A 21,414-nucleotide genomic window follows, 5' to 3' on the forward strand; every position below is an offset into this window, starting at 1 on the left:
AAAAATAACTTTAAGGAATCTTAAGGATATTTTATCTGGGGTGATTACATTGTAATCATAATTATCAGCTTATAGCATGTAAGGGGTTGAGAGATGTTAGACGTAGTTGAACTCTCGAGATTGCAGTTTGCATTAACTGCGCTATACCACTTCTTATTTGTGCCATTAACATTAGGGTTATCTTTTATTCTTGTGATTATGGAAACCCTTTATGTGGTTACAAATAAAGTGGTATATAAAGACATGACTAAGTTCTGGGGAAAGTTATTTGCTATTAACTTTGCTTTAGGGGTTACCACTGGTATTACGATGGAGTTCCAGTTTGGTACTAACTGGTCATATTATTCTCATTATGTTGGTGATATTTTTGGTGCACCACTTGCCATTGAGGCATTATTAGCATTCTTCTTAGAATCAACATTCTTTGGTCTTTTCTTATTTGGTTGGAATCGTTTATCTAAACGTCAACATTTATTGGCGACCTATTGTGTGGCATTCGGTTCTAATTTATCTGCCATGTGGATTTTGGTGGCGAACGGTTGGATGCAACATCCTGTGGCCTCTGAATTTAACTTTGAAACCATGCGAATGGAAATGACCAGCTTTATGGATCTTTGGTTGAACCATACCGCACAAGCGAAATTCTTGCATACCTTATCCGCAGGTTATGTTTCAGCGTCTATTTTTGTATTAGCCATCAGTGCATACTACATCTTAAAAGGTCGTGATCTTGGTTTTGCTAAGCGTTCATTCTCTGTGGCAGCAACTTTCGGTATCATTTCAATTTTCTCTGTATTAATTATGGGTGATGAGTCAGGTTATGATATTGGTAAAGCACAGCCTGTAAAATTAGCCGCAATGGAAGGGGAGTTCCATACCCAGCCTGCGCCAGCTAATTGGAATATGATTGTTGTGCCAGATCAAGCGGAAATGCGTAATACCTTTGAGTTACAAATTCCTTATATGGCAGGGATCATTGCAACCCGTTCTTTAGATAAAGAAATTACCGGTTTAACCGAGTTACGTCAGCATAATGAGCAACGTGTGCGTAATGGTATTGTGGCTTATGATTTGTTAGAAAAATTACGTGCAGGTCAAACGGATGAACAAACTAAAGCAGAATTTAGTGCCGTATCCAAAGATCTTGGTTTTGGTTTATTGCTAAAACGCTATACCCATAATGTGGTTGATGCCACTGAAGCACAAATTAAACAAGCGGCAGCAGATACCATTCCTAATGTGGGGCCAACATTCTGGTCATTCCGTGTGATGATGGCAGTGGGTGGTTTATTACTTTTAGTGATTGTGATTGCTTGTGTGAAAAACTTGCGTAATACTGTAAGTAAACATCCATTATTCTTAAAAGCATTATTATGGTCTTTACCATTACCATGGATTGCTATTGAGAGTGGTTGGTTCTTAGCGGAGTATGGTCGTCAACCTTGGGCGATTTATGAAGTTTTACCTGTCGGTGTAGCGAATTCAGCCTTAACTGAGGGCGATTTATGGTTCTCTATTGGCTTGCTATGTGGACTTTATACCTTGTTCTTGGTAGTAGAAATGTATTTAATGTTCAAATACGGCAGATTAGGCCCAAGCTCATTAAAAACAGGTCGCTATCATTTTGAACAATCAGCGAAATAAGCAGGAGCCTAATCATGATTGACTACGAAATTTTACGTTTTATTTGGTGGGTGCTTGTTGGTGTGCTGTTACTGGGTTTTGTTGTAACAGACGGATTTGATATGGGCGTATTAAACTTACTTCCTTTTGCTGGGAAAAAAGAAGTTGAAAGACGCATTATGATCAACTCAATCGCCCCACATTGGGACGGTAACCAAGTATGGTTATTAACCGCAGGTGGTGCAATGTTTGCGGCTTGGCCAACAGTATATGCCGCATCATTCTCAGGTTTTTATATTGCAATGATTTTAGTGTTAGCCGCATTATTCTTCCGCCCTGTGGGCTTTGAATATCGTGCTAAAATTGATAATCCATTGTGGCGTAAAGCATGGGATTGGGGTTTATTCGTTGGTGGCTTTGTACCTTCATTGGTTTTCGGGGTAGCATTTGGTAATTTATTACAAGGTGTACCTTTTGAATTTAATGAATTATTACAAGTGAAATACACTGGAAGTTTCTTCGGATTACTTAATCCATTTGCTTTATTATGTGGTTTAGTGAGTGCGGCAATGTTGACCACTCATGGTGCCGCTTGGTTACAAATGAAAACTAAAGCGGAATTGCACGATAGAGCAAGAACTATTACCCAAGTGGGCGCTTCTGTTACCTTAATTACCTTTGCTTTAGCAGGGGTATGGTTATTCTTTAAAGATGGTTTTGTGGTAACCAGCGTGATCGATACCAATGGACCTTCAAGCATTTTAAATAAAGAAGTGGCGATTGAAACAGGGGCTTGGTTTAATAATTATAAAGCAGCACCAGTATTATGGATCTTCCCAGCCTTGGTGGCAGTGGGGGCTTTATTAAATATTTGGGCGTCTAAAGCAGATCGTTCAGGTTTTGCTTTCTTCTTCTCAGCTTTAACCATGTTAGGGGTCATTTTCACTGCAGGTATTGCAATGTTCCCATTTGTTATGCCATCAATTACTCACCCAAGTATGAGTTTATTGATGTGGGACGCTACCTCAAGTAAGCTAACACTGACCTTAATGCTAGGTTTTGCTTTAGTCTTTGTGGTTATCCTATTGTCTTATACTATTTGGGCATACTACAAAATGTTTGGACGTCTTGATAAAGAGTTCATTGAAGAAAATAAACATTCATTATACTAAGGAGAATAGATATGTTTTATGCGATTTGGGTATTGGGTGTTTTACTTGCGATTATGCTATCCGTTGTAATCAATATTAGTATTGAAAAAACGGGGCGTTTTGATGAGCATGATAATGATTAACAAACTTTATCAATTCACAAATAAGGGTTCATGGCGAACCCTTTCTTTTCTATTAGCTATCGCTTTAACACTTTGTTTCTTTTTTAATATTCAGCAATTTGCAACTCAATTACGCACCGTCAATCCGATTTTAGTATTCATTATCCTTTGGTCGGTGGTTATAAATTGGATTCACGGCATTGGTTTTGAAATTCGTTTGACCTTATGGCGAGCGGTTTTTTTACCTATGATAGGGCTGATTGTGGGAACATTTGCGTTGGTTTATGGTCTATTATAGTCGTTCCAATTTAATATCGTCGTCTCATTTTAAATTGAAACAAAGAGATTAATCAATCTAGGTGGCGAAAAGAAATATCACCACCTAAATTTTATCCCTTGATTTTGGCAAAATTTTTTTATGATTTAAGGTGTTGGGGGCTTGTTTATTAACTATACTCTCATTACAATACGCCGAAATTGTATCATCGTTCATTTTAAAATGGGACGACGATAAATTCCTTAAAATAAGAGTTGTAACAATATGATCTTTACATTTCCTATACGGATTTATTATGAAGATACTGACGCAGGTGGCGTTGTTTATCACGCACGTTATCTACATTTTTTTGAACGTGCCAGAACAGAATTTTTAAGAACACTTTGCTTTAGTCAGCAACAATTATTAACGGTACAAAAACAGGCTTTTGTGGTACGCAAAATGGAGATTGATTTTCGGTTACCCGCAAAATTAGATGAGCAACTGCAAGTGCTGACAAAAATTGTGTCATTAAAAGCAAGTAGCATTATTTTTGAACAACAATTAATGCGTGAACAAACGTTACTTTGTGATGCCACCAGCAAAATAGCCTATGTAGATTTAATTAAAATGAAACCGATAGCAATGCCAGAAAGCATTAGAGCGGAATTACATCAACATCTTTAGATTTTTAATCAACACATTATGGAGCAGTTAATGGCGACAGAATTAAATTTTTTAGAATTATTTCTCGCAGCAAGTATTGTAGTACAAATTGTTATTGTGGTTTTAATTCTTTTCTCGGTCATCTCTTGGGCAATTATTATTCAGCGTAGTCGCATTTTAAGTAAAGCATTAAAAGAATCACAACGTTTTGAAGATCGTTTTTGGTCAGGTGAAGATCTTCATCGTTTATATGACGGGCTATCTAATCGTCGTGATGGTTTAACAGGCAATGAACAAATTTTTTATGTAGGCTTTAAAGAGTTTTCACGTTTAAAACAAGCCAATACACAAAATCCAGAGGCCATTATTCAAGGTAGCTCAAGAGCGATGAATTTAGCGATGAATCGCGAAATAGAAAGTGCAGAAAATAGCATTCCTTTTCTTGCCACAGTGGCGTCAATTAGCCCTTATATTGGTTTATTTGGCACCGTTTGGGGAATTATGCACGCCTTTATGGCATTAAGTGGTGCGAAACAAGCCACATTACAAATGGTTGCCCCAGGAATTGCTGAAGCCCTTATTGCTACCGCCATTGGTTTATTTGCGGCGATCCCTGCAGTGATGGCATATAATCGTTTAAGTTTACGGGTAACCAAACTTGAACAACAATACGAAAATTTTATTGACGAGTTTACCACCATTTTACATCGCCAAGTGTTTACTACTCGTCAGCATTCAGAAAAATAATCCTATTTTTGACCGCACTTCTCGCTAAAGCCTATTTTGCGTAAAGTGCGGTGGTTTTTTAACAAGTTTTAAGAAGGTAAAAAATGTCGCAACGTCGTCAGCGTCGAGAGATAAAATCTGAAATTAATATTGTTCCTTTTCTTGATGTATTATTAGTGTTATTGCTGATTTTTATGGCAACAGCGCCTGTGATAAGCCAAAGTGTTGAGGTTGAGTTACCAGATTCTGTGGAGAGTAAAACCGTTTCCAATGAAGATAAAACACCGGTTATTTTAGAGGTAGCAGGTACTGGACAATATACCTTATTAATCGGTGGTGAACGCAACGAAAACTTAAGCGAAGAAACGGTAGTACAAATGGCAAAAGAGGCCTTTGATAAAGATAATCAAACCACCTTCCTCGTGGGCGGAGCAAAGGATATTGCCTATGAAGAAGTAATCAAAGCGATAAATTTATTTCACTTAGCGGGAATAAAGCAAGTTGGTTTAATGACTAACCCTATTTAATACCAGCAAATAATAGGATTCATTGTGCAAAGTAAGCAACAAAATAAATTTAAAAGTGCGGTCTTTATTTCCGTTATTTTGCATCTCGTGTTGTTTGCACTACTTATTTTGGGATCTTTAGCAAGTAAAGTAACCATAATGGGCGGTGGCGAAGGCGATACTGATGTGATTGGTGCTGTGATGGTGGATACAGGATCGGCGGCGCAAGAATGGGGACGTATTCAACAGCAAAAAAAAGGGCAACAACAGCAAGCCATGACAGAAAATGTGGCGGACATTGCTCAAGAGCAAAAACAACGAGAACTTGAACAGCAACAACGATTAGAGCAGCAGCGAATAGAGCAACAGCGATTAGAACAACAGAGAATCGAACAGCAAAAATTAGAATTACAAAAACAACAAGAGAAAGAGCGCCAACAACAGTTAGCGGAACAACAAAGAATACAACAAGAGAAAGCCCAGCAGGAAAAATTACAACAGCAAAAATTAGCTGAACAAGCAAGATTAAAAGCGGAAGCAGAAGCAAAGGCTAAGGCGGAAGCGAAAGCCAAAGCGGAGGCGGAGGCAAAAGCCAAGGCGCAAGCAGAAGCGAAAGCCAAAGCAGAGGCAGAGGCAAAAGCCAAGGCGCAAGCAGAAGCGAAAGCCAAAGCGGAGGCGGAGACAAAAGCCAAGGCACAAGCAGAAGCCAAAGCTAAAGCGGAGGCGGAGGCAAAAGCCAAGGCACAAGCAGAAGCAAAAGCCAAAGCGGAGGCAGAAGCAAAGGCTAAGGCTCAAGCCGAGGCAAAAGCCAAAGCACAACGTAAAGCACAACAAGCAGCTTTAGATGATTTCTTAACAGGTGGAGATATTGGGGGCGGAAGTGCTAATGTTGGTGGTAGCACCAATCGTCAAGGATCTTCAGGCTCAGGTGCCGCTTTAGGTAGTGGCGATGGTGGTAAAACAGGCGATCAATATGCTGGCGTGATTAAACGAGAGATTCAGCGTAGGTTCCTTAAAGATCCGAGTTTTGCTGGAAAAGTGTGTAGTATCAGATTATATTTGGAACGTGATGGCACAATTAGTAATTATCAACGCATTTCTGGCCCTGATGATATTTGTGCCGCAGCCATGAGTGCAGTGGCAAGAACGAAAAAAGTGCCAGCTGCACCTTCTGATGCGATTTATAACCGTTATAAAACGCCAATTATTGATTTTGATCTTAAATAATAGTTTGTTATATTGTGATAAATAAACCAACTTAGGTGGTAGGAATGAAGTTAGTGACTAAAATAGGCGGTTTTCTCGCCCTATTCATGTTGATGGTATGCTCGGTCGCGAGAGCAGAAGTGCGTATTGTTATTGATGAAGGTGTTGATAGTGCAAGACCCATTGCCGTTGTGCCATTCAAATGGAATGGACCAGGCAATGCCCCTGTGAATATTGCCGAGATTATTTCAGCAGATTTACGCAATAGTGGGAAATTTAACCCCTTAGCCGTAAGCCGTATGCCACAATTACCCACCTCAGCCGCGGAAGTAAACCCCGAGGCTTGGTCGGCATTGGGTATTGATGCCATTGTGGTGGGACAAGTTACGCCAGCAGGCGATGGATTTAATATTGCTTATCAGCTGATTGATACTATCGGTGCAACTGGCACCGCGGGAGCAGTATTGTCGCAAAATCAATATAACGTAAGCCAAAAATGGCTGCGTTACGGTGCTCATACTATTAGTGATGATGTTTTTGAAAAATTAACAGGCATTAAAGGGGCATTTAGAACTCGCATTGCCTATATTGTACAAAAAAATTCTGGGGCACAACCTTATGAATTACGTGTATCAGATTATGATGGCTATAATCAATTTGTGGTAAATCGTAGTGCACAGCCACTTATGTCGCCCGCTTGGTCGCCAGATGGTAAACGCCTTGCTTATACCACCTTTGAAAATAAAAAATCGCAATTAGTGATACAAGATTTAAATTCAGGCAGTCGTAAAGTGGTGGCATCATTCCCTCGCCACAATGGATCGCCTGCTTTTTCGCCAGATGGTACACGTCTTGCTTTTGCTTCCAGCAAAGATGGACTTTTAAATCTTTATGTTATGAATCTCGCAAGTGGACAAATTAGTCAGCTAACGAGCGGAGCAGGCAATAATACAGAGCCTAGCTGGTCGCCAGATAGCCAAACTATTGTGTTTACTTCAGATAGAAGCGGTTCACCACAGGTTTATCAAATGAGTGCTGCAGGTGGTAACGCCTCATTATTAAGCTCGGGTGGTCGCAGTTTTAGTGGCAAAATTGCCGATGATGGGAAAACCTTAATTATGATTTCAGGTGATAATATTGTGAAAAAAGATCTTAATACAGGGACAACTGAAGTATTAAGCTCCACTTTCCTTGATGAAAGCCCAAGTTTTTCGCCAAATGGAATTATGGTTATTTATAGTTCTACCCAAGGTCTAGGCAAGGTGCTACAATTAGTGTCCGCCGATGGGCGTTTTAAAGCTCGGTTACCGGGTAATGATGGGCAAGTCAAATTCCCAGCTTGGTCGCCGTATCTCAACCAAAACTAAGGAAATGTAAATGAAAAAATTTGCTAAAGTATTATTCGTTGCTCCAGCACTTTTATTAGCAGCATGTAGTTCATCTAACGACTCTGATGCTAATGCTAACGCCACTCAAACATTCGGTGGTTATACTGTGCAAGATTTACAACAACGTTATAACACTGTTTACTTCGCATTTGATAAATATGATGTAAACAATGAAGGTGCATTATTATTAGATGCTCACGCAGCATACTTATCAGCTAACCCAGCAACTAAAGTATTAATTGAAGGTTATACTGATGAGCGTGGTACACCTGAGTACAATATCGCTTTAGGTCAACGTCGTGCTGATTCTGTACAATCTTATTTATCAGCGAAAGGTGTTGGTGCACAAACATCAACAATTTCTTTCGGTGAAGAAAAACCAGCTGTATTAGGTCATGACGAAGCGGCTTATGCGAAAAACCGTCGTGCGGTGTTAGCATACTAATTTTAGTATTGATTTTATGTAAGAAACCGAATGAGTTTTCATTCGGTTTTTTTATAGAGTGATGATGTTTACAGTAAAAGTGCGGTCAGTTTTAACATAATTTTTCCTACTGATTTTCACTGAGCATATTATTGTATAGAAAATCACTGAAATTTGACGAGTATTCAGACAAATAAGTAAAAAAATAAAAAATTTGATTGATTATTAAATTAAAATCAGTATTATAGTGCCTCGTTACGAAGCAGTAACCGTTTAAATGGGTTGTTAGCTCAGTCGGTAGAGCAGCGGACTTTTAATCCGTTGGTCGAAGGTTCGAATCCTTCACGACCCACCATTTAAACAAATCCCTATTGGGTCGTTAGCTCAGTCGGTAGAGCAGCGGACTTTTAATCCGTTGGTCGAAGGTTCGAATCCTTCACGACCCACCATTCAAGCAAATCCCTATTGGGTCGTTAGCTCAGTCGGTAGAGCAGCGGACTTTTAATCCGTTGGTCGAAGGTTCGAATCCTTCACGACCCACCATTTACTTCATTAAGATTAGCAAAACCCATTACCATAGTCGCCCAGCTTTAAAATAATATCGTGTTTTGATATTGATTTATTTTACTTCTGCGATCTTCTTTCCATTTTTCGCATAGCAAAATACGGATTAATATCTTATTTCCTTGATTATGACTAGCATATATTTCAGATTTTAGTTAAATCAACAAGGCTATTATGTATAAAGGAATCACTTTATTAGAAATATTGTTGACGTTATTTATTTTCAGTTTGTTATGGCTAAATGTACCCACTTTATGGCATAGCTTAACGGATTATTTGGTATTACATAAAGAACAACAGCGTTTAAAGTTATTTTTGCAACAAGTGCAATACTATACGTCTAGCAATAATGAAATTTGGTTGTTATTGGCAAATCGTCAGCTTAGCCAACAGCATTGGTGCTTAACTGCACAGCCTAGAGATCAGCCTTTATGTGATTGCTTATTGCCCCAATATTGTCCACAATCGGTAAATGCGTATTTTTATTATCCCTATTTTCCACAACGAAGTATGTTAATAAGCCAACAATATTATCCCATAGAAATCACCCGTATTAACGGTATTCGACATACTTTTGCTACCGCCTGTTTTGCTTTGCAGGTTGGAGAACGCCAAATTTTATTTAGTCTTTTTAACGTGGGCAGTATAAGGTTAAAAGAAAATGACCGCTTAAGTGCCTGTGTTAAGGGGGAATGATATGAATGTTAGACATTATGCAGGACTAGGTCTGGTGGAATTAATGCTGTCTATCAGTTTATCTTCCTTATTAATAATGATGTTTATTGGTTTTTATAGTCAAGTTCAACAGCAAAATAAACAAATATTATTAAGTTTACAGCTACAACAACAGGTGCATAACCTATTGAAATTAATGGCTAAAGACTTGAAACGAGCTGGGTTTAGAGCGGTGAATGAAAAGGTGCTTGCCAGTGAGGAGGGGGATAATTTTTTCTTATTTGAGCAAGCCAAAGAGATTAATGCGGTGGCTATTCATTCTACTCTCGTCAATGATCAGGATTGTGTACTTTTCTTTTATGATTTAAATGCTGATGGTTGCTTGGGGAAGCAACGTAGTGGGCGTTGTGTGTCGGAGCAACGAAATCGCAGTACACAAATACGCAATGAGTTATTTGGTTATCGTAAACAGCATCAACAATTACAAAGTTGGTTAACTTATCGTAGTGCTGTAAATGATAATTGTCGGCAAGAACAATGCCAGCGTTATTTGCAAGCACCAATATGCCAACAAAATGTAGGCTGGGTAGGATTATTAGACGAACAGCTTTATCTGCTTGAGGAACTTCATTTTAGCTGGTTAGCCGGTATGGGGATTGAAATTAGCTTAAAAATAGCTTTGCGTCATTATCCTGAATTAAATTATCAAGCACAAATTGTTGTGCCATTATTAAATCAAATACAGCAATAAAATGGTGTTAAAACAAGGGTTTTGTATGACGAGTTTTGTGCAAAAAGGGGCGGCATTATTAGGTGTGTTAATGCTACTTACTAGCACTTTATTTCTGTTGCTATTGTATGATGATCAAGGGATTGGGTTTTATCGTCAACTTGTCTTTCAACATCAACAACAACAGAAACAACATCTTTATTTACAGCAACAGGCACAAGAAAAGAGCAAAAATGCCTGCATTTCTTTAGATCCCTTTTTACCTACAGATAGCCATTTATTAATATTTAAAGCAACAGATACGTCCCAATCCATACGCCAATATCGTTGGTGCGTACGAGAAAAACTTTTCAAACAGATACCCCGAAAAAATGCTTTAATTGGGCAGTTTAGCGATTATATTGATCAACAAAAATTTTCTTTATTTGCACCGCACTTTGATCGCCTCGATCCACAAGGCACCTTATATTGGTTTAGTCAGCCACAAGCCCATTGGCAAATTCAACAGGATATTTATGGCGTGATTATTGCACAAGGCGATTTAACCATTACAGGGCAAGGGCGTATTCGAGGGGCGATTATTACACAAGGGGAGTTACATTTAGATCCTCAGATTTCATTGACTTATCACAAAAACACAGTGGTGTATCTTACCCAAAAATTTAGTCGTTGGCAGATGGCGGAGCAAAGCTGGTATGATTTTACACCGATTGAATAGAGGAATAAGCCTCATTGCCTTATTAGTGAGCTTAAGTATATTAAGTGGTTTATTACTTACCTTATCAACATGGACGACACAACAACGACAAAGTGCGGTGAAAATTTACCAAGATTTTCAAGGCATACAGATTGCTGAAAATCAATGGCAACGTTTATGGCTAGGCTTGGATTGTCAATCAGAACAATGGCAAAATCATTTACATTTTACTATTCGCTGCCAAGGGCAACAGATTATTGTTAGTTATCCACTAGGCGAAACAAAACTGGCTGCCCCTTCTTCTCAATCAACTAGGTAAATGGGTAAGCATAATGATAGAATGGCGTGATTAAGCAATGATTGATTAAAAGGGCATAAGATAATGTTTACTGTTTACCATTCAAACCAGCTAGAAATGCAAAAGGAAATGCTATTAAAGTTAATGGAAATGGATCCGTTGAGCGATCCCTTTCAGGCGGAAACCATTTTGGTGCAAAGTCCGGGTATGGCACAATGGTTGCAATTACAAATTGCCGATAAGTTAGGTATTGCCGCCAATTTTCATTTTCCTATGCCTGCCAGTTTTATTTGGCAACAATATTGCGAGACTTTGCCCAATGTGAGTGAACAAACTGCATTTAGCAAAGAGGCGATGACTTGGCGATTAATGACATTGCTCACACAAAGTGATTTTGCCCCTTTACGCCAATATTTTCATTTCAATGGACAAAGGGATCAGCAAAAATGCTATCAACTTGCTCATCAAATTGCCAACCTATTTGACCAATATTTAGTTTATCGTCCCGAATGGATTTTAGCTTGGGAACAAGGCAATGACCAACTGGTTCAACAAGCGATTGCTGATCAACAACGTGAATCCATTGAACAAATTATTCCTCATATCCACTGGCAAGCAGAATTATGGCGAGCTTTGATTGCCGATATTCGTCGTCAAAATGTACAGATATTACATCGTGCTAATTTACACCAATATTATCTCGATTATCTGGCAAAACATCGTCCACATTCTTTGCCTAAACGTTTATTTATTTTTGGTATTTCCGCCTTACCACAAAGTTATTTAGTCACATTTCAAGCAATGAGCCAACATTGCCATATTCATCTTTTTTTTAATAATCCTTGCCGTTATTATTGGGGCGATATTATTGATCCCCATTATTTGCAACGTTTAAAATTACGTTCTCGTCAAATTTATCAACAACAGCAAACCTCTCCGCTCTTTTCCTCTTCACAACAGGCGTTACTTGAGCAACTCCAAACAGCCCCACATTTAAATGATGAACAACATTTAGTGGGTAACCCCTTACTTGCAAGCTGGGGTAAGCTGGGACGAGATTTTCTCTATGCCTTAACAGAATTAGAAAATAATGAAATATCCGCCTTTGTCGATCCTGTGGGGGCAAATGAACAAAATGCAGGATTACTTGCACAAATTCAGCATCGCATTCTCAATTTAGATTATCAAACCCCATTGACTTATCAGGAAACGGACAGATCTCTCATTGTTCAATCTTGCCATAGCCCAATGCGAGAAGTGGAAGTGTTGCACGACCATTTACTGGATTTATTTGAACAAGATCCCAATTTAACACCGAAAGACATTGTGGTGATGATGGCGGATATTGATCATTATGCCCCTTATATTAATGCCGTATTCGGACAATATCGTCAGGATAAACGCTTTATCCCCTTTTCCTTATCCGATGGACGTTTAACGGAAAATGATGTGCTGGTTGCAGGCTTTCTCAAGTTTTTACAAATGAAAGAAAGCCGTTTTAGTGCGGAACAATTACTTGAATTATTGGATATTCCTGCCATTAGAAAAAAATTTGAAATTGAACAAGAAGAATTGGCAAAACTTCGTTATTGGGTGGAACAAACGGGCATACGCTTTGGTTTAACCGCACAAATGGAGCAAAGCCAATATAACTCGTGGCAAAAAGGTTTAGAACGTATGTTGCTTGGCTATGCCATGCGAGAGCAAGATGGGATTTGGCAAGATAGTCTTGGTTTTAATCCAAGTTATGGTTTAAAAGGAGAATTTGTTGGGCAATTAGCGGCTTTTGTTGAACGCATAACCCAATGGCATCAATATTTAATGCAAGCTCATCATATTACGGATTGGTGTGAACAATTATCTCAGCTCATCAAGGATTTTTTTGCAGAAGAAGACAATAATCGAGAAACCTTATTTTATTTACAGCAAACCCTAACCCAATTTAATCAGCAACTGGAAGATATCCAATATCAAACGCCGATTTACATTGAGGTTATTGCCGAAGTTTTGACGGAAAAATTGCATAACAGCCAAAATAGTTTACGCTTTCTAACGGGTAAAGTGAGTTTTTGTACACTCTTACCAATGCGTTCCATTCCCTTTAAAGTGATTTGTTTATTAGGAATGAATGATGCGGATTATCCGCGACAACAGCCACGTAACAGTTTTGATCTTATGCAATATCATCAACAAAAGGGCGACCGTTTACGCCGAGAAGATGATCGTTATCTCTTTTTAGAAGCCTTATTATCGGCACAACAACAGTTTTATCTCAGCTATGTAGGACGCTCCATTATTGATAATCAACGCAAAGAACCGTCCGTCTTAGTCAACCAACTTTTGGATTATCTGGCAGAAAATATGCCACTAAAGGAAAACATCAGAGATTTACTGGTTATTGAGCAGCCTATGCAGTTATTTAACCCGAAAAATACGGAAAAAAATGACCGCACTTTTACCTTTGCCACACAATGGAAACCTTTATCACAATCTTCAAATTATCAACTTACAGAATTTATCCAACCTTTGCCACAATATCATGACGTCAATGCACAAGTGGTAATTGAACTTCCACAGCTTATTGCTTTTGTTAAAAATCCAGTAAAATTCTTTTTTGAACAAGGTTTAGGCGTTTATTTTAAACAATTACCAGAAACCATTGATGAAAATGAAAATTTTGTTCTCAATAATCTTAATCTATACCAGATTAACCAAGCCTTACTCACGCAAACGCCACAACAACGAGAACAATATTTTGCTCAATTAAGAGTCAAAGGCATATTACCTCGAGCGAATTTTGGGCAAATTTATGCGGAAAAGATGGAACAACAAGTGAGCCAATTTCAGCAACAAATTCAAGATTACCTCAATCAGCCAGCACAACAGCAATTTATTGCTTTATCCTTTGATAACGTAAAATTGGAAGGCAATATTAACCAACTTTATGGCGAACAAAAAAAACGTGTTGCTTGGCGTTTAGGGAACATTCGTGATGAGGATATTATAGAAAATTGGCTTTATTATCTCGCTCTACAAGCCAGCACCGAAGAGGTTATTACCCCAGCGATGTTTTATGGCAAACAAAGTCAACCAGAATCTTGTCCTCCAATGAACCAACAACAAGCCATTGAGCAATTACAAGTGTATATTCGGGATTATCTCGCCTCAGCACAGCAATTACAGCTTGTGCCAACCAAAAAAATTAAAGAATATCTAAAACTGATTAATGATCCAAATTTAACAGAGGAACAGGTCTATTATCAGCATTTTAATGAGATTGCACGAAGCGATAATTATGGTTATCAAACAGAAGATCCCTATTGGCTACGTCTATTAAGCCAAACAACCTCATTAGATCTTAATAAGATTAATCAGCAATTTCTGACGTGGTTTAGTTATTTATTGCGGGAATAAAATTGAACTTTAAATTGAAACCACACTAAAAAAGTGCGGTCAGTTTTAAAAAAATTTTTGCAAAACTGACCGCACTTAATATTAATATTTTCAATCAAGCCAAAGAGGTAATTTAATCATAATTTGCAAACCGCCCAAGGGACTTTTATCAGCCCAAACTTCGCCTTGATGTTGTTTAATGGCATTGGCTACAATGGCAAGGCCTAAACCTGTTCCTCCTGTTTCTCTGGTACGAGCCGCATCAACACGATAGAAAGGCTCAAAAATTTGATCATATTCCTCTGGTGGCACGCCCGGACCATTGTCATCAACTTGCACTAATAAATATTTATTTTTCTCAAGATAAACAGACACTTGAATTTGGCTATTCGTGTATTTCAAGGCATTACGGATTACATTTTCTATGGCACTAGATAATAAACTTAGATTTCCATTAATAAAATGTTGTTCTGGTTTATCAATTTGAATTTGGATACGGCAATCCAAATGGCGTTGTTCCGCTTCAAATTGTGCGTCAGAGAAAATATCCTCCCACATCGCATTAATAGGAAAAATATCTCTGAGTAAATGACTGTTTAATTGTTGGCGAGAAAGCAATAATAAGTCATTAATCATTTTATCTAATCGCTCGGTTTCCATATCAATACGTGCTAATTCCGTACATTCTCCTTTACGTCGCCGTAATAAGGCGGAGGATAATTGTAGTCGGGTTAAAGGCGTACGCAATTCGTGCGAAATAGCAGAAAGTAATCGTTGTTTATTTGAAATTAATTCATCAATGGCTTTAATCATTTGGTTGAAACTCCGCCCTACTAAGCGAAATTCTCTTGTGCCATCTTCTTCTAATTCTTTATTAATTTTGAAATTTCCTAAAGCCACTGCATTAGCGGTTGAACGAAAACGTCGCATTGGGCGGCTGATACTCCAAGCTAACCAAAGTAATAACGGCGAAGAAATTAGCATAAATAACAATAACATAATGAATGGGTGATCAAAGATAAAGCTAAGAAATTCTTGCTGTGGATTTACTTTGCGTACAAAGTACAACATATAGGTTTCTTCCTTATTTTGTCTAAACGTAATTAAGAAAGGTCCTGAAATTTGTACATCAAAAAACCGTTTCGTCATTGGGTGAGCAGGGTTATCTGATTGATAAATAAATTTTTGCAGAGGTTGAACATCATCAGGTTTTGCACCAATAATTGCCCGTTGATTGTTGACTAAGACTGGGCGAGGCATATTAGGCGGAGGTTCCATATAGGGTTCGTTACCTTGTTCTAAGGCTATAGGGAAATTTAATAAACGCATAATATGTTTATGACGGATAGCAATATTTACTTCGTTTTGATAATAGCGTAAATCATCACCTTTTAATTCGGTATAAGCCCGTGCATCTAGTGTCGGCACAAAAAAGGCTAAAGCCAGTAAAATACTAAAAGTAAGCCAAAATAAAGCAAAAATTTGTACCGTTAGTGAATTAATACGATTGGTAATTGGAGAAAGTAACATAATAGTAACTCTAAAAAGAAAAGGCTTAATGTAACATTAAGCCTCTAATAAATCACGATTATTTTTCAGTAACGAGGAGATAGCCACGTCCACGCAAGGTTTTAAACCAAGGTAAATCATCATGGCGTAATGGTAATTTCTTACGTAAATTTGACATATGCATATCAATAGCACGATCAAATGGTGTCAAACGTTTACCTAAAATTTCCATACTTAATAATTCTCGAGAAAGAATTTGCCCCGGATTTCTTACTAAAATTTGTAATAATGCGAACTCAGTTCCCGTTAAATCTAAATCACGCCCTTCAAAAATAGCTTGTTGACGTCCTGGATATAAAGTAACCCCACCAAATTCTAATTGTTTACGATCATCTGCGTGATTAATTTCAATATCTGGTGTGACTTTAAGATTGGTACGGCGTAAAATCGCTTTAACACGTGCGACCAATTCACGATCATTGAAAGGTTTAGCAAGATAGTCATCTGCACCTAACTCAAGCCCTAGTACACGGTCAATATCATCGCCTCGTGCCGTAAGCATTAATACAGGTGTCGTGAATTTTTGACGGATTTGCTTTAATGTTTCAATACCATTTAATACAGGCATCATCACATCAAGTAGTACAATATCATAACTTAGATCAAGCTTTTCTAAGGCTTCTTCGCCATTATGTACTACTTCTACATCAAATCCTTCCATACCTAGTAATTCAGCAAGTAATTCTGTTAATTCAACATCATCATCAACTAATAAAACTTTTGGCATAATAGTCCCTTTTATTTATAGAAATTAAAATATGTTCAATAAGACATAGCTGTTAAGAAAAAGTTCATTTAATCTTTACATTTCTTTTTTACTATATAATGGGTTGAATATTAAACTTTTTCTAGGGTGTGTAAAAGTTAGGATAGGTTAAATTTGAATATTTAGATGGCGGTGAGAGGGAACATCAATACAATCACCTAACCTATTGAATTATAAATAGTTTGCTTGTAATCCTTTTGTTTCTAGGGAGCTATCTAGGGATCTAAAAATCCGTAACGGAGTATAAAGAAAGATCATGCTAAATACAAATATAAATGAAAGATAAGTAGCGATTATATAACCGCATTAATACTGTATAAAAATATAGATTTCTCCCTATTTGATTTTTTTAGTCTGCTGATTTTGACGGATGGTTATTGAGTGAAAAAATTTTTTTATTTGTCAGTGGGTGAAATTGAATGGGAAAATTGGGAAAATGGGAAAATCTTGATTTTTTTATTATTTTTCAATGAATTATAAAAAATCGGCTTTGGGAAAATTTGGGCAAATAATGGGAAAATTCCCAAAATTTTTTGGGAAAATCTGATTATTAATATTGTTCAAAATTTACCCAATGGGAAAAAATGGGAAAATTTAAGGGCTTTTTTGGCGGTTTTGGGAAAAAATGGGAAAATTATGAAGCTGTAAGTTATTGATATATAATAATATTATATTTTATTTCCCAATTTTCCCAAAAATATTAATATTACTATGCTAGAAAAGCCATTTTTTCAGGTCTGGAGATAAAAAAAGACGGCTGTTTTTTGCCGTCTTGTTACTGGATAAATTTATAGTTATTGATTTTCGTTTACTGGGTTTTCTTCTTCCTCTTCTTCGTATGGATAAATAATATAGTAACGTCCTTTCGCTACGCCTTTTTCTAGCGTTTGTCTGCTTGCTTTATGCAAATAAGGGCGTGTTTTGCGTTCTGATGGTGTTGTGTTTCTTGTCATTTTCAATTTTTCTAAGGTTTCTAGCACCATCATTTTAGGCATTTCTAAATATTCGCTTACTATTCGGCTAAAGGCATTATTTAAGAAATAAAAATGCTCTTTAGATTGCCCTGTAATTTCTAAAATGCGGTAGCCGCACATATCTTTTACTGGGCGATTATCAAATTCACTATGTGGGATTTGATAAAATAAGGTTTCAGCGTTGGCAATAAGAAAATCATTAAAGAAATTTAAAATCTTGCTTTCTTCGTGTTCTTTCTCGCCAAAGCCTGCTATCCAGTCATTGAATGATTTAATTAATGCCTCGCTATTTTCGCTTTCTGTCCAGCCTGTTAGCTCTTTTGCCAAGGTTAAAGCGGTTTCTAAAATGGCAAAACGGCTCGCTACTCGTTGCACTTGGCTAGCACAATCTTCCGCTAGACGATTTTGCCAAAGGGCATTTAAGCGAGCATATTCGACTTTTATGCGTTCGGGGTGCTGGGTTAATAATTTAATCCATTCACGCCCTACTACGCCATAATTAACCTTGCTTGCCTCATTTAAGTGGTCGGCGTGGGCTTTCGGGCTGGTAAAGCCATGTAGCTCTTGCACGTCAACCAATGGAATATTTAACAAGCGAACTAATTGCCCTGCATTAATTTGTAATCCCTTGCTTTGTAAAAAGCCTTCTACGTCTTTTTCCCCTGTGGAAAGGGCAGTAATTTTCCAGCGGTTTAAATTCACATTGCCGCCCTCTTTTGCCCCTCTATTTCGCCCTACCTCGTTAAATAGGGAATAGGCAATCGTTGCCACTTCGTGAATTTTCTTGGCTTGCCCTAGCTCGTCAAGGGTAATAAAGCCGTCATTTCTCGCACTGGCTTCATTGGTTACGGCGGCTTGCGTGGTATCCCAAGATCCTTTGATCTCGTTAGGGTTGCCATAAATGCTATTGGCAATGTTTAGGCTGGTTGTTTTCCCCTTTGATGAACGGTTATAAAGGTGTACGCCGAATGAATCAGCGTGCAAGAATTTAAGCAACGGGCTAGCGAATGCGGTGGCAAGGGCTAACATCATTGAGCTATTGCCCCGCACTTTATCGGCGATATTTTCCCGCCAACTTTCTAACGTGCCTGCGGTGTCGTAACCTGTGGTCATACCGCTTTTACCTTTGAAAATAATCGGCTGGCTAGGCTTGCCAATAATTTCGCCATTGGGCAATAAATACGCCCCATTATGCCAACCTGTGCAATGGGTAACACTCCAGCGAGGGGCAAAATTGGCTTGAGCGTGAAAATGCTCTACAAGGTTTTGCGTAATGGTGCGGGGTGTCATTAGCAAGCCTTGATTTTTGAGTAATTTCCAGGCGGCTTCTGTGCCAAAATCGCCACAGTTTACTGCCTCTATTCTTGGGGTTTTCTCGTCAAGGTTTTGCCATTGGAAAATATAAAAATACTCGCCAACATCATTTTTGCCACTGCCTACTAATTCAAGGGGATCACATATCCACTGCTGTTTTTCGCTAATCAGTTCGTGAGTGTCTTTATCAAATTTCGGCGTAACAAAATAAAGCCCTTTTAATACGCCATTATCCCGATATTCAATATAAGGCTCGTTTTTCGGCTTGTCGCTTTGCTCGTTGGCTTGTTGCATTAATAGCTGGCTTTGTTCATCTTCTCGCAAACGGGCAACATAAGGGCTTAAATCCTCGATTAAATTGCCGAGATTGTCGCAAAGTGTCAGGGTTTGCACTTGGCTAAAGCGGGCAAGGTTAGCACATATTCCGCTAATTTGTCGTTGCGATAGCTCGCCAAATTGGCATAATCGCACGATTTGCTTGTCTAGCGGTGCAAGGTTGAGTTGATTGATCTCTTTGAGCTGGCTCTCGCCAACAATAACGGGGATTTCCCCGTTATCAAACTTAACCGCATCACAAAGCAAATGCCATTCTAAGCCTTTCCCCTTGTCCCAGGCTTGCCACGCTTGCGAGCCTACGAGAATAAACATTTCTTCTAGCGGGCTTTTATTTTGTTTATCCAAAAATGGGGCGTTTTTTCGTCTTCCGTTCATCACAATTCCCCTTTTAAATCGTTTTGCATATTAATAATAAGGTCATGTAATTGTTCGTATGACTGTGCAAGATGATTGATATAAACTTGTTCAATCTTAGCCGTTGAATTAATAATGCCAAGCAGTTCTTGCTTATCGGTATTCAAGCCAAATGCGGATAGATTTTCATAAATATAGGGAAACGCATTAAGATGCGTTATGCTCTCGCTGATTTCTTCCCTTAATTCATTAATCATATTGCGTTTTGTTAAGTCCATATTTTCCCCCTATTTAAACATTAAAATAACGTCTTAATATGTCATGAATGGCTTGTAATGAATGGGTTAGCCCTCGTGCGTGCCCTGTATGAAGATAATCACGAGCAAATGCAAAATAAGGGGAAATTTCTTGTAGGGCGAGTTCCGCTTTTTCTATGGCAAGCGGTTCATTATGGTAAACTTCTCGCTCTTCGGATAATTCCCGCAAAGGGATATAAGCGGCATATTCAATCGCTTTCAAATACTGTTTTGTTTTTGTTAAATCATCATTTTTAAAATGTTCATTAGCTTCTTGAATAAAAAAGTTTACTCGGTTAATTTGTTGTTCTAAAGCGGGTTTGTCAAATTTACGCATAAACGCCCCCTTTAATCACTAAAGTGCGGTCATTTTTGGCAGAATTTGGCAAGCGTCCTAATAGGATAAGCACATAATCACGGGCTAAATAGACTCTGGCTTGATTTTCGCTTTCCGCTAATATGCGGATTTGTTCGGCTTGGGCTGGGTCATAGTGCTGGCGTGATACGCCTAAAAATTGGTAAATCATTTCTGCGATATCCTTGTATTGATTATTCAAAGTTACCGCTTGAAAGTTCTCAGGCTCTGGGCGGTAACGTATAACGGGCTGAGAAACTGCGATACAAGGAACACAGCAAAGGGCGAAACCTTTCCCGCTATACGCTACCATAGAATGACGCCGTTGGCGTGCTTGGGGTGTGCGTATGCTACGAATAAAAAAACACGCTTTTGGCGTGCTATTCGCCTTGTATAAGTTCGAGTTCTCAGGCTCGGCATTAGATTTTGCTAATGCAGTGCGAATATAATTGAGATTTCTATCATTTGTCAATAGGAAAATCCTATTTTGAGCTAAAAATAGCTTGAGATTTTTTATTTTTGACATAAAATTATCCTGAATTATCGTTAATTGTTATTAGAGTTAGGCGGGCGAAAGCTCGCTTTTTTAATGGGGTTTTGTCAGCTTTTGTTTTATGGCAATATCTTGTTGCCATTGATGATTTTGCTTGACGGGCTCAAATGTTCCTTTTTGAATATGTTCTAGTTGTACATTGATTTGAGCCTTTATATCGCATTCAGGGCAGTAAGCTCTTGCAAGGGTTAAACAAGCCCCTGGGCGTTCAGAGGTGCGGATCTTTAAGGCTTTTCCACATTCTGGGCATTTAATCATTAATCCTTTCATTGTTGTTCCCTGTGATTTGGATTTTTTCTATTTAACCAAGTTTGCACATCTTCTAATTGCCATAAACTGCGGTTTCCTATTTTAATGGGCTTGGGAAAATCATTATTTTTTACCAGTGCATAGATTTTTGATCTTGAGCCAATTTTCATTTGTTGTAATTCATTAATAGTAAGTAATGTCATTGTTTTACTCCTTGAGAAAT

General features: G+C 38.2%; 23 protein-coding genes and 3 tRNA genes. 18 read left to right on the forward strand and 8 right to left on the reverse strand.

Going from position 1 to position 21,414, the window contains the following annotated elements; all coding sequences use genetic code 11:
* Positions 1–93: 93 nt before the first annotated feature.
* The 18 genes from EV694_RS07450 (at position 94) to recC (ending at position 14,446) form a co-directional block, all read left to right on the forward strand.
* A complete protein-coding gene (locus EV694_RS07450; RefSeq protein WP_132691108.1) occupies positions 94–1,644 on the forward strand; it encodes a cytochrome ubiquinol oxidase subunit I in 1,551 nt (516 codons plus the stop codon).
* A gap of 14 nt (positions 1,645–1,658) precedes the next feature.
* Positions 1,659–2,795 carry a cytochrome d ubiquinol oxidase subunit II gene (gene cydB, locus EV694_RS07455; protein WP_132691110.1) on the forward strand — a complete coding sequence of 379 codons (1,137 nt, stop codon included), beginning with the start codon at positions 1,659–1,661 and terminating at the stop codon, positions 2,793–2,795.
* A gap of 11 nt (positions 2,796–2,806) precedes the next feature.
* Positions 2,807–2,917 (forward strand): cytochrome bd oxidase small subunit, CydX/CbdX family, encoded by a 111-nt coding sequence (locus tag EV694_RS07460; RefSeq protein WP_132691112.1) that lies wholly within the window; start codon positions 2,807–2,809, stop codon positions 2,915–2,917.
* Positions 2,910–3,194 (forward strand): cyd operon protein YbgE, encoded by a 285-nt coding sequence (ybgE, locus tag EV694_RS07465; protein ID WP_132691114.1) that lies wholly within the window; start codon positions 2,910–2,912, stop codon positions 3,192–3,194. The genes EV694_RS07460 and ybgE overlap by 8 nt, the downstream gene beginning before the upstream one ends.
* A gap of 243 nt (positions 3,195–3,437) precedes the next feature.
* Complete coding sequence (gene ybgC / locus EV694_RS07470) at positions 3,438–3,839, forward strand: tol-pal system-associated acyl-CoA thioesterase (protein ID WP_132691116.1); 402 nt, start codon at positions 3,438–3,440, stop codon at positions 3,837–3,839.
* A gap of 30 nt (positions 3,840–3,869) precedes the next feature.
* Complete coding sequence (gene tolQ / locus EV694_RS07475) at positions 3,870–4,565, forward strand: protein TolQ (RefSeq protein WP_132691118.1); 696 nt, start codon at positions 3,870–3,872, stop codon at positions 4,563–4,565.
* 83 nt (positions 4,566–4,648) lie between these two features.
* Positions 4,649–5,071, forward strand: a complete 423-nt coding sequence (tolR, locus tag EV694_RS07480; RefSeq protein ID WP_132691120.1) for a colicin uptake protein TolR — start codon at positions 4,649–4,651, stop codon at positions 5,069–5,071.
* Between the two features lie 24 nt (positions 5,072–5,095).
* Positions 5,096–6,277, forward strand: a complete 1,182-nt coding sequence (gene tolA / locus EV694_RS07485) for a cell envelope integrity protein TolA (RefSeq protein ID WP_132691122.1) — start codon at positions 5,096–5,098, stop codon at positions 6,275–6,277.
* A gap of 44 nt (positions 6,278–6,321) precedes the next feature.
* On the forward strand, positions 6,322–7,623 hold the full coding sequence (gene tolB, locus EV694_RS07490) for a Tol-Pal system beta propeller repeat protein TolB (protein WP_132691124.1): 1,302 nt from the start codon (positions 6,322–6,324) through the stop codon (positions 7,621–7,623).
* 10 nt (positions 7,624–7,633) lie between these two features.
* A complete protein-coding gene (gene pal, locus EV694_RS07495; protein WP_132691126.1) occupies positions 7,634–8,089 on the forward strand; it encodes a peptidoglycan-associated lipoprotein Pal in 456 nt (151 codons plus the stop codon).
* Between the two features lie 258 nt (positions 8,090–8,347).
* Positions 8,348–8,423, forward strand: a tRNA-Lys gene (locus tag EV694_RS07500).
* A gap of 18 nt (positions 8,424–8,441) precedes the next feature.
* Positions 8,442–8,517, forward strand: a tRNA-Lys gene (locus EV694_RS07505).
* Positions 8,518–8,535: 18 nt separating this feature from the next.
* Positions 8,536–8,611, forward strand: a tRNA-Lys gene (locus tag EV694_RS07510).
* A 195-nt stretch (positions 8,612–8,806) separates the two neighbouring features.
* The gene (locus EV694_RS07515) at positions 8,807–9,328 is read left to right on the forward strand and encodes a prepilin-type cleavage/methylation domain-containing protein (protein WP_132691128.1); all 522 of its coding nucleotides are present in this window, start codon (positions 8,807–8,809) and stop codon (positions 9,326–9,328) included.
* Position 9,329: 1 nt separating this feature from the next.
* Complete coding sequence (locus EV694_RS07520; RefSeq protein ID WP_132691130.1) at positions 9,330–10,058, forward strand: hypothetical protein; 729 nt, start codon at positions 9,330–9,332, stop codon at positions 10,056–10,058.
* 25 nt (positions 10,059–10,083) lie between these two features.
* Positions 10,084–10,755, forward strand: coding sequence for a DUF2572 family protein (locus EV694_RS07525; protein WP_165865510.1), 672 nt, complete (start codon positions 10,084–10,086; stop codon positions 10,753–10,755).
* Positions 10,733–11,053, forward strand: a complete 321-nt coding sequence (locus EV694_RS07530) for a DUF5374 domain-containing protein (RefSeq protein ID WP_132691134.1) — start codon at positions 10,733–10,735, stop codon at positions 11,051–11,053. The genes EV694_RS07525 and EV694_RS07530 overlap by 23 nt, the downstream gene beginning before the upstream one ends.
* A gap of 63 nt (positions 11,054–11,116) precedes the next feature.
* Complete coding sequence (gene recC / locus EV694_RS07535) at positions 11,117–14,446, forward strand: exodeoxyribonuclease V subunit gamma (RefSeq protein WP_132691136.1); 3,330 nt, start codon at positions 11,117–11,119, stop codon at positions 14,444–14,446.
* 90 nt (positions 14,447–14,536) lie between these two features.
* Here the strand turns inward: recC and cpxA are convergent, their stop codons facing one another.
* The 8 genes from cpxA to EV694_RS07575 form a co-directional block, all read right to left on the reverse strand.
* On the reverse strand, positions 14,537–15,955 hold the full coding sequence (gene cpxA / locus EV694_RS07540) for an envelope stress sensor histidine kinase CpxA (RefSeq protein ID WP_132691138.1): 1,419 nt from the start codon (positions 15,953–15,955) through the stop codon (positions 14,537–14,539).
* A 58-nt stretch (positions 15,956–16,013) separates the two neighbouring features.
* Positions 16,014–16,721 (reverse strand): envelope stress response regulator transcription factor CpxR, encoded by a 708-nt coding sequence (cpxR, locus tag EV694_RS07545; RefSeq protein WP_132691140.1) that lies wholly within the window; start codon positions 16,719–16,721, stop codon positions 16,014–16,016.
* An 833-nt stretch (positions 16,722–17,554) separates the two neighbouring features.
* Positions 17,555–19,759, reverse strand: coding sequence for a DUF927 domain-containing protein (locus EV694_RS07550; protein WP_132691142.1), 2,205 nt, complete (start codon positions 19,757–19,759; stop codon positions 17,555–17,557).
* Complete coding sequence (locus EV694_RS07555; protein ID WP_132691144.1) at positions 19,759–20,016, reverse strand: hypothetical protein; 258 nt, start codon at positions 20,014–20,016, stop codon at positions 19,759–19,761. Before EV694_RS07555 ends, EV694_RS07550 begins: the two co-directional genes overlap by 1 nt.
* 13 nt (positions 20,017–20,029) lie before the next feature.
* Positions 20,030–20,371, reverse strand: a complete 342-nt coding sequence (locus EV694_RS07560) for a hypothetical protein (protein WP_132691146.1) — start codon at positions 20,369–20,371, stop codon at positions 20,030–20,032.
* Complete coding sequence (locus EV694_RS07565) at positions 20,364–20,861, reverse strand: host cell division inhibitor Icd-like protein (RefSeq protein WP_243646003.1); 498 nt, start codon at positions 20,859–20,861, stop codon at positions 20,364–20,366. The genes EV694_RS07560 and EV694_RS07565 overlap by 8 nt, the downstream gene beginning before the upstream one ends.
* Before the next feature lie 114 nt (positions 20,862–20,975).
* Complete coding sequence (locus tag EV694_RS07570; RefSeq protein WP_132691150.1) at positions 20,976–21,212, reverse strand: transposase; 237 nt, start codon at positions 21,210–21,212, stop codon at positions 20,976–20,978.
* Positions 21,209–21,394 (reverse strand): helix-turn-helix transcriptional regulator, encoded by a 186-nt coding sequence (locus EV694_RS07575; RefSeq protein ID WP_132691152.1) that lies wholly within the window; start codon positions 21,392–21,394, stop codon positions 21,209–21,211. Before EV694_RS07575 ends, EV694_RS07570 begins: the two co-directional genes overlap by 4 nt.
* Positions 21,395–21,414: the final 20 nt, after the last annotated feature.

This window comes from Volucribacter psittacicida (genome assembly GCF_004339025.1).
GTDB lineage: Bacteria > Pseudomonadota > Gammaproteobacteria > Enterobacterales > Pasteurellaceae > Volucribacter > Volucribacter psittacicida.

Excerpts from the sequence above, each read along its gene's own strand:
- pal (WP_132691126.1), top strand. The coding sequence starts at position 7,634 with ATGAAAAAATTTGCTAAAGTATTATTCGTTGCTCCAGCACTTTTATTA.
- EV694_RS07560 (WP_132691146.1), bottom strand. The coding sequence starts at position 20,371 with ATGCGTAAATTTGACAAACCCGCTTTAGAACAACAAATTAACCGAGTA.
- EV694_RS07525 (WP_165865510.1), top strand. The coding sequence starts at position 10,084 with ATGACGAGTTTTGTGCAAAAAGGGGCGGCATTATTAGGTGTGTTAATG.
- ybgC (WP_132691116.1), top strand. The coding sequence starts at position 3,438 with ATGATCTTTACATTTCCTATACGGATTTATTATGAAGATACTGACGCA.
- EV694_RS07570 (WP_132691150.1), bottom strand. The coding sequence starts at position 21,212 with ATGAAAGGATTAATGATTAAATGCCCAGAATGTGGAAAAGCCTTAAAG.
- tolB (WP_132691124.1), top strand. The coding sequence starts at position 6,322 with ATGAAGTTAGTGACTAAAATAGGCGGTTTTCTCGCCCTATTCATGTTG.
- EV694_RS07555 (WP_132691144.1), bottom strand. The coding sequence starts at position 20,016 with ATGGACTTAACAAAACGCAATATGATTAATGAATTAAGGGAAGAAATC.
- cpxA (WP_132691138.1), bottom strand. The coding sequence starts at position 15,955 with ATGTTACTTTCTCCAATTACCAATCGTATTAATTCACTAACGGTACAA.
- cpxR (WP_132691140.1), bottom strand. The coding sequence starts at position 16,721 with ATGCCAAAAGTTTTATTAGTTGATGATGATGTTGAATTAACAGAATTA.
- EV694_RS07530 (WP_132691134.1), top strand. The coding sequence starts at position 10,733 with ATGATTTTACACCGATTGAATAGAGGAATAAGCCTCATTGCCTTATTA.
- EV694_RS07450 (WP_132691108.1), top strand. The coding sequence starts at position 94 with ATGTTAGACGTAGTTGAACTCTCGAGATTGCAGTTTGCATTAACTGCG.
- cydB (WP_132691110.1), top strand. The coding sequence starts at position 1,659 with ATGATTGACTACGAAATTTTACGTTTTATTTGGTGGGTGCTTGTTGGT.
- ybgE (WP_132691114.1), top strand. The coding sequence starts at position 2,910 with ATGATTAACAAACTTTATCAATTCACAAATAAGGGTTCATGGCGAACC.
- EV694_RS07520 (WP_132691130.1), top strand. The coding sequence starts at position 9,330 with ATGAATGTTAGACATTATGCAGGACTAGGTCTGGTGGAATTAATGCTG.
- tolR (WP_132691120.1), top strand. The coding sequence starts at position 4,649 with ATGTCGCAACGTCGTCAGCGTCGAGAGATAAAATCTGAAATTAATATT.
- EV694_RS07515 (WP_132691128.1), top strand. The coding sequence starts at position 8,807 with ATGTATAAAGGAATCACTTTATTAGAAATATTGTTGACGTTATTTATT.
- EV694_RS07575 (WP_132691152.1), bottom strand. The coding sequence starts at position 21,394 with ATGACATTACTTACTATTAATGAATTACAACAAATGAAAATTGGCTCA.
- EV694_RS07460 (WP_132691112.1), top strand. The coding sequence starts at position 2,807 with ATGTTTTATGCGATTTGGGTATTGGGTGTTTTACTTGCGATTATGCTA.
- EV694_RS07550 (WP_132691142.1), bottom strand. The coding sequence starts at position 19,759 with ATGAACGGAAGACGAAAAAACGCCCCATTTTTGGATAAACAAAATAAA.
- tolQ (WP_132691118.1), top strand. The coding sequence starts at position 3,870 with ATGGCGACAGAATTAAATTTTTTAGAATTATTTCTCGCAGCAAGTATT.
- recC (WP_132691136.1), top strand. The coding sequence starts at position 11,117 with ATGTTTACTGTTTACCATTCAAACCAGCTAGAAATGCAAAAGGAAATG.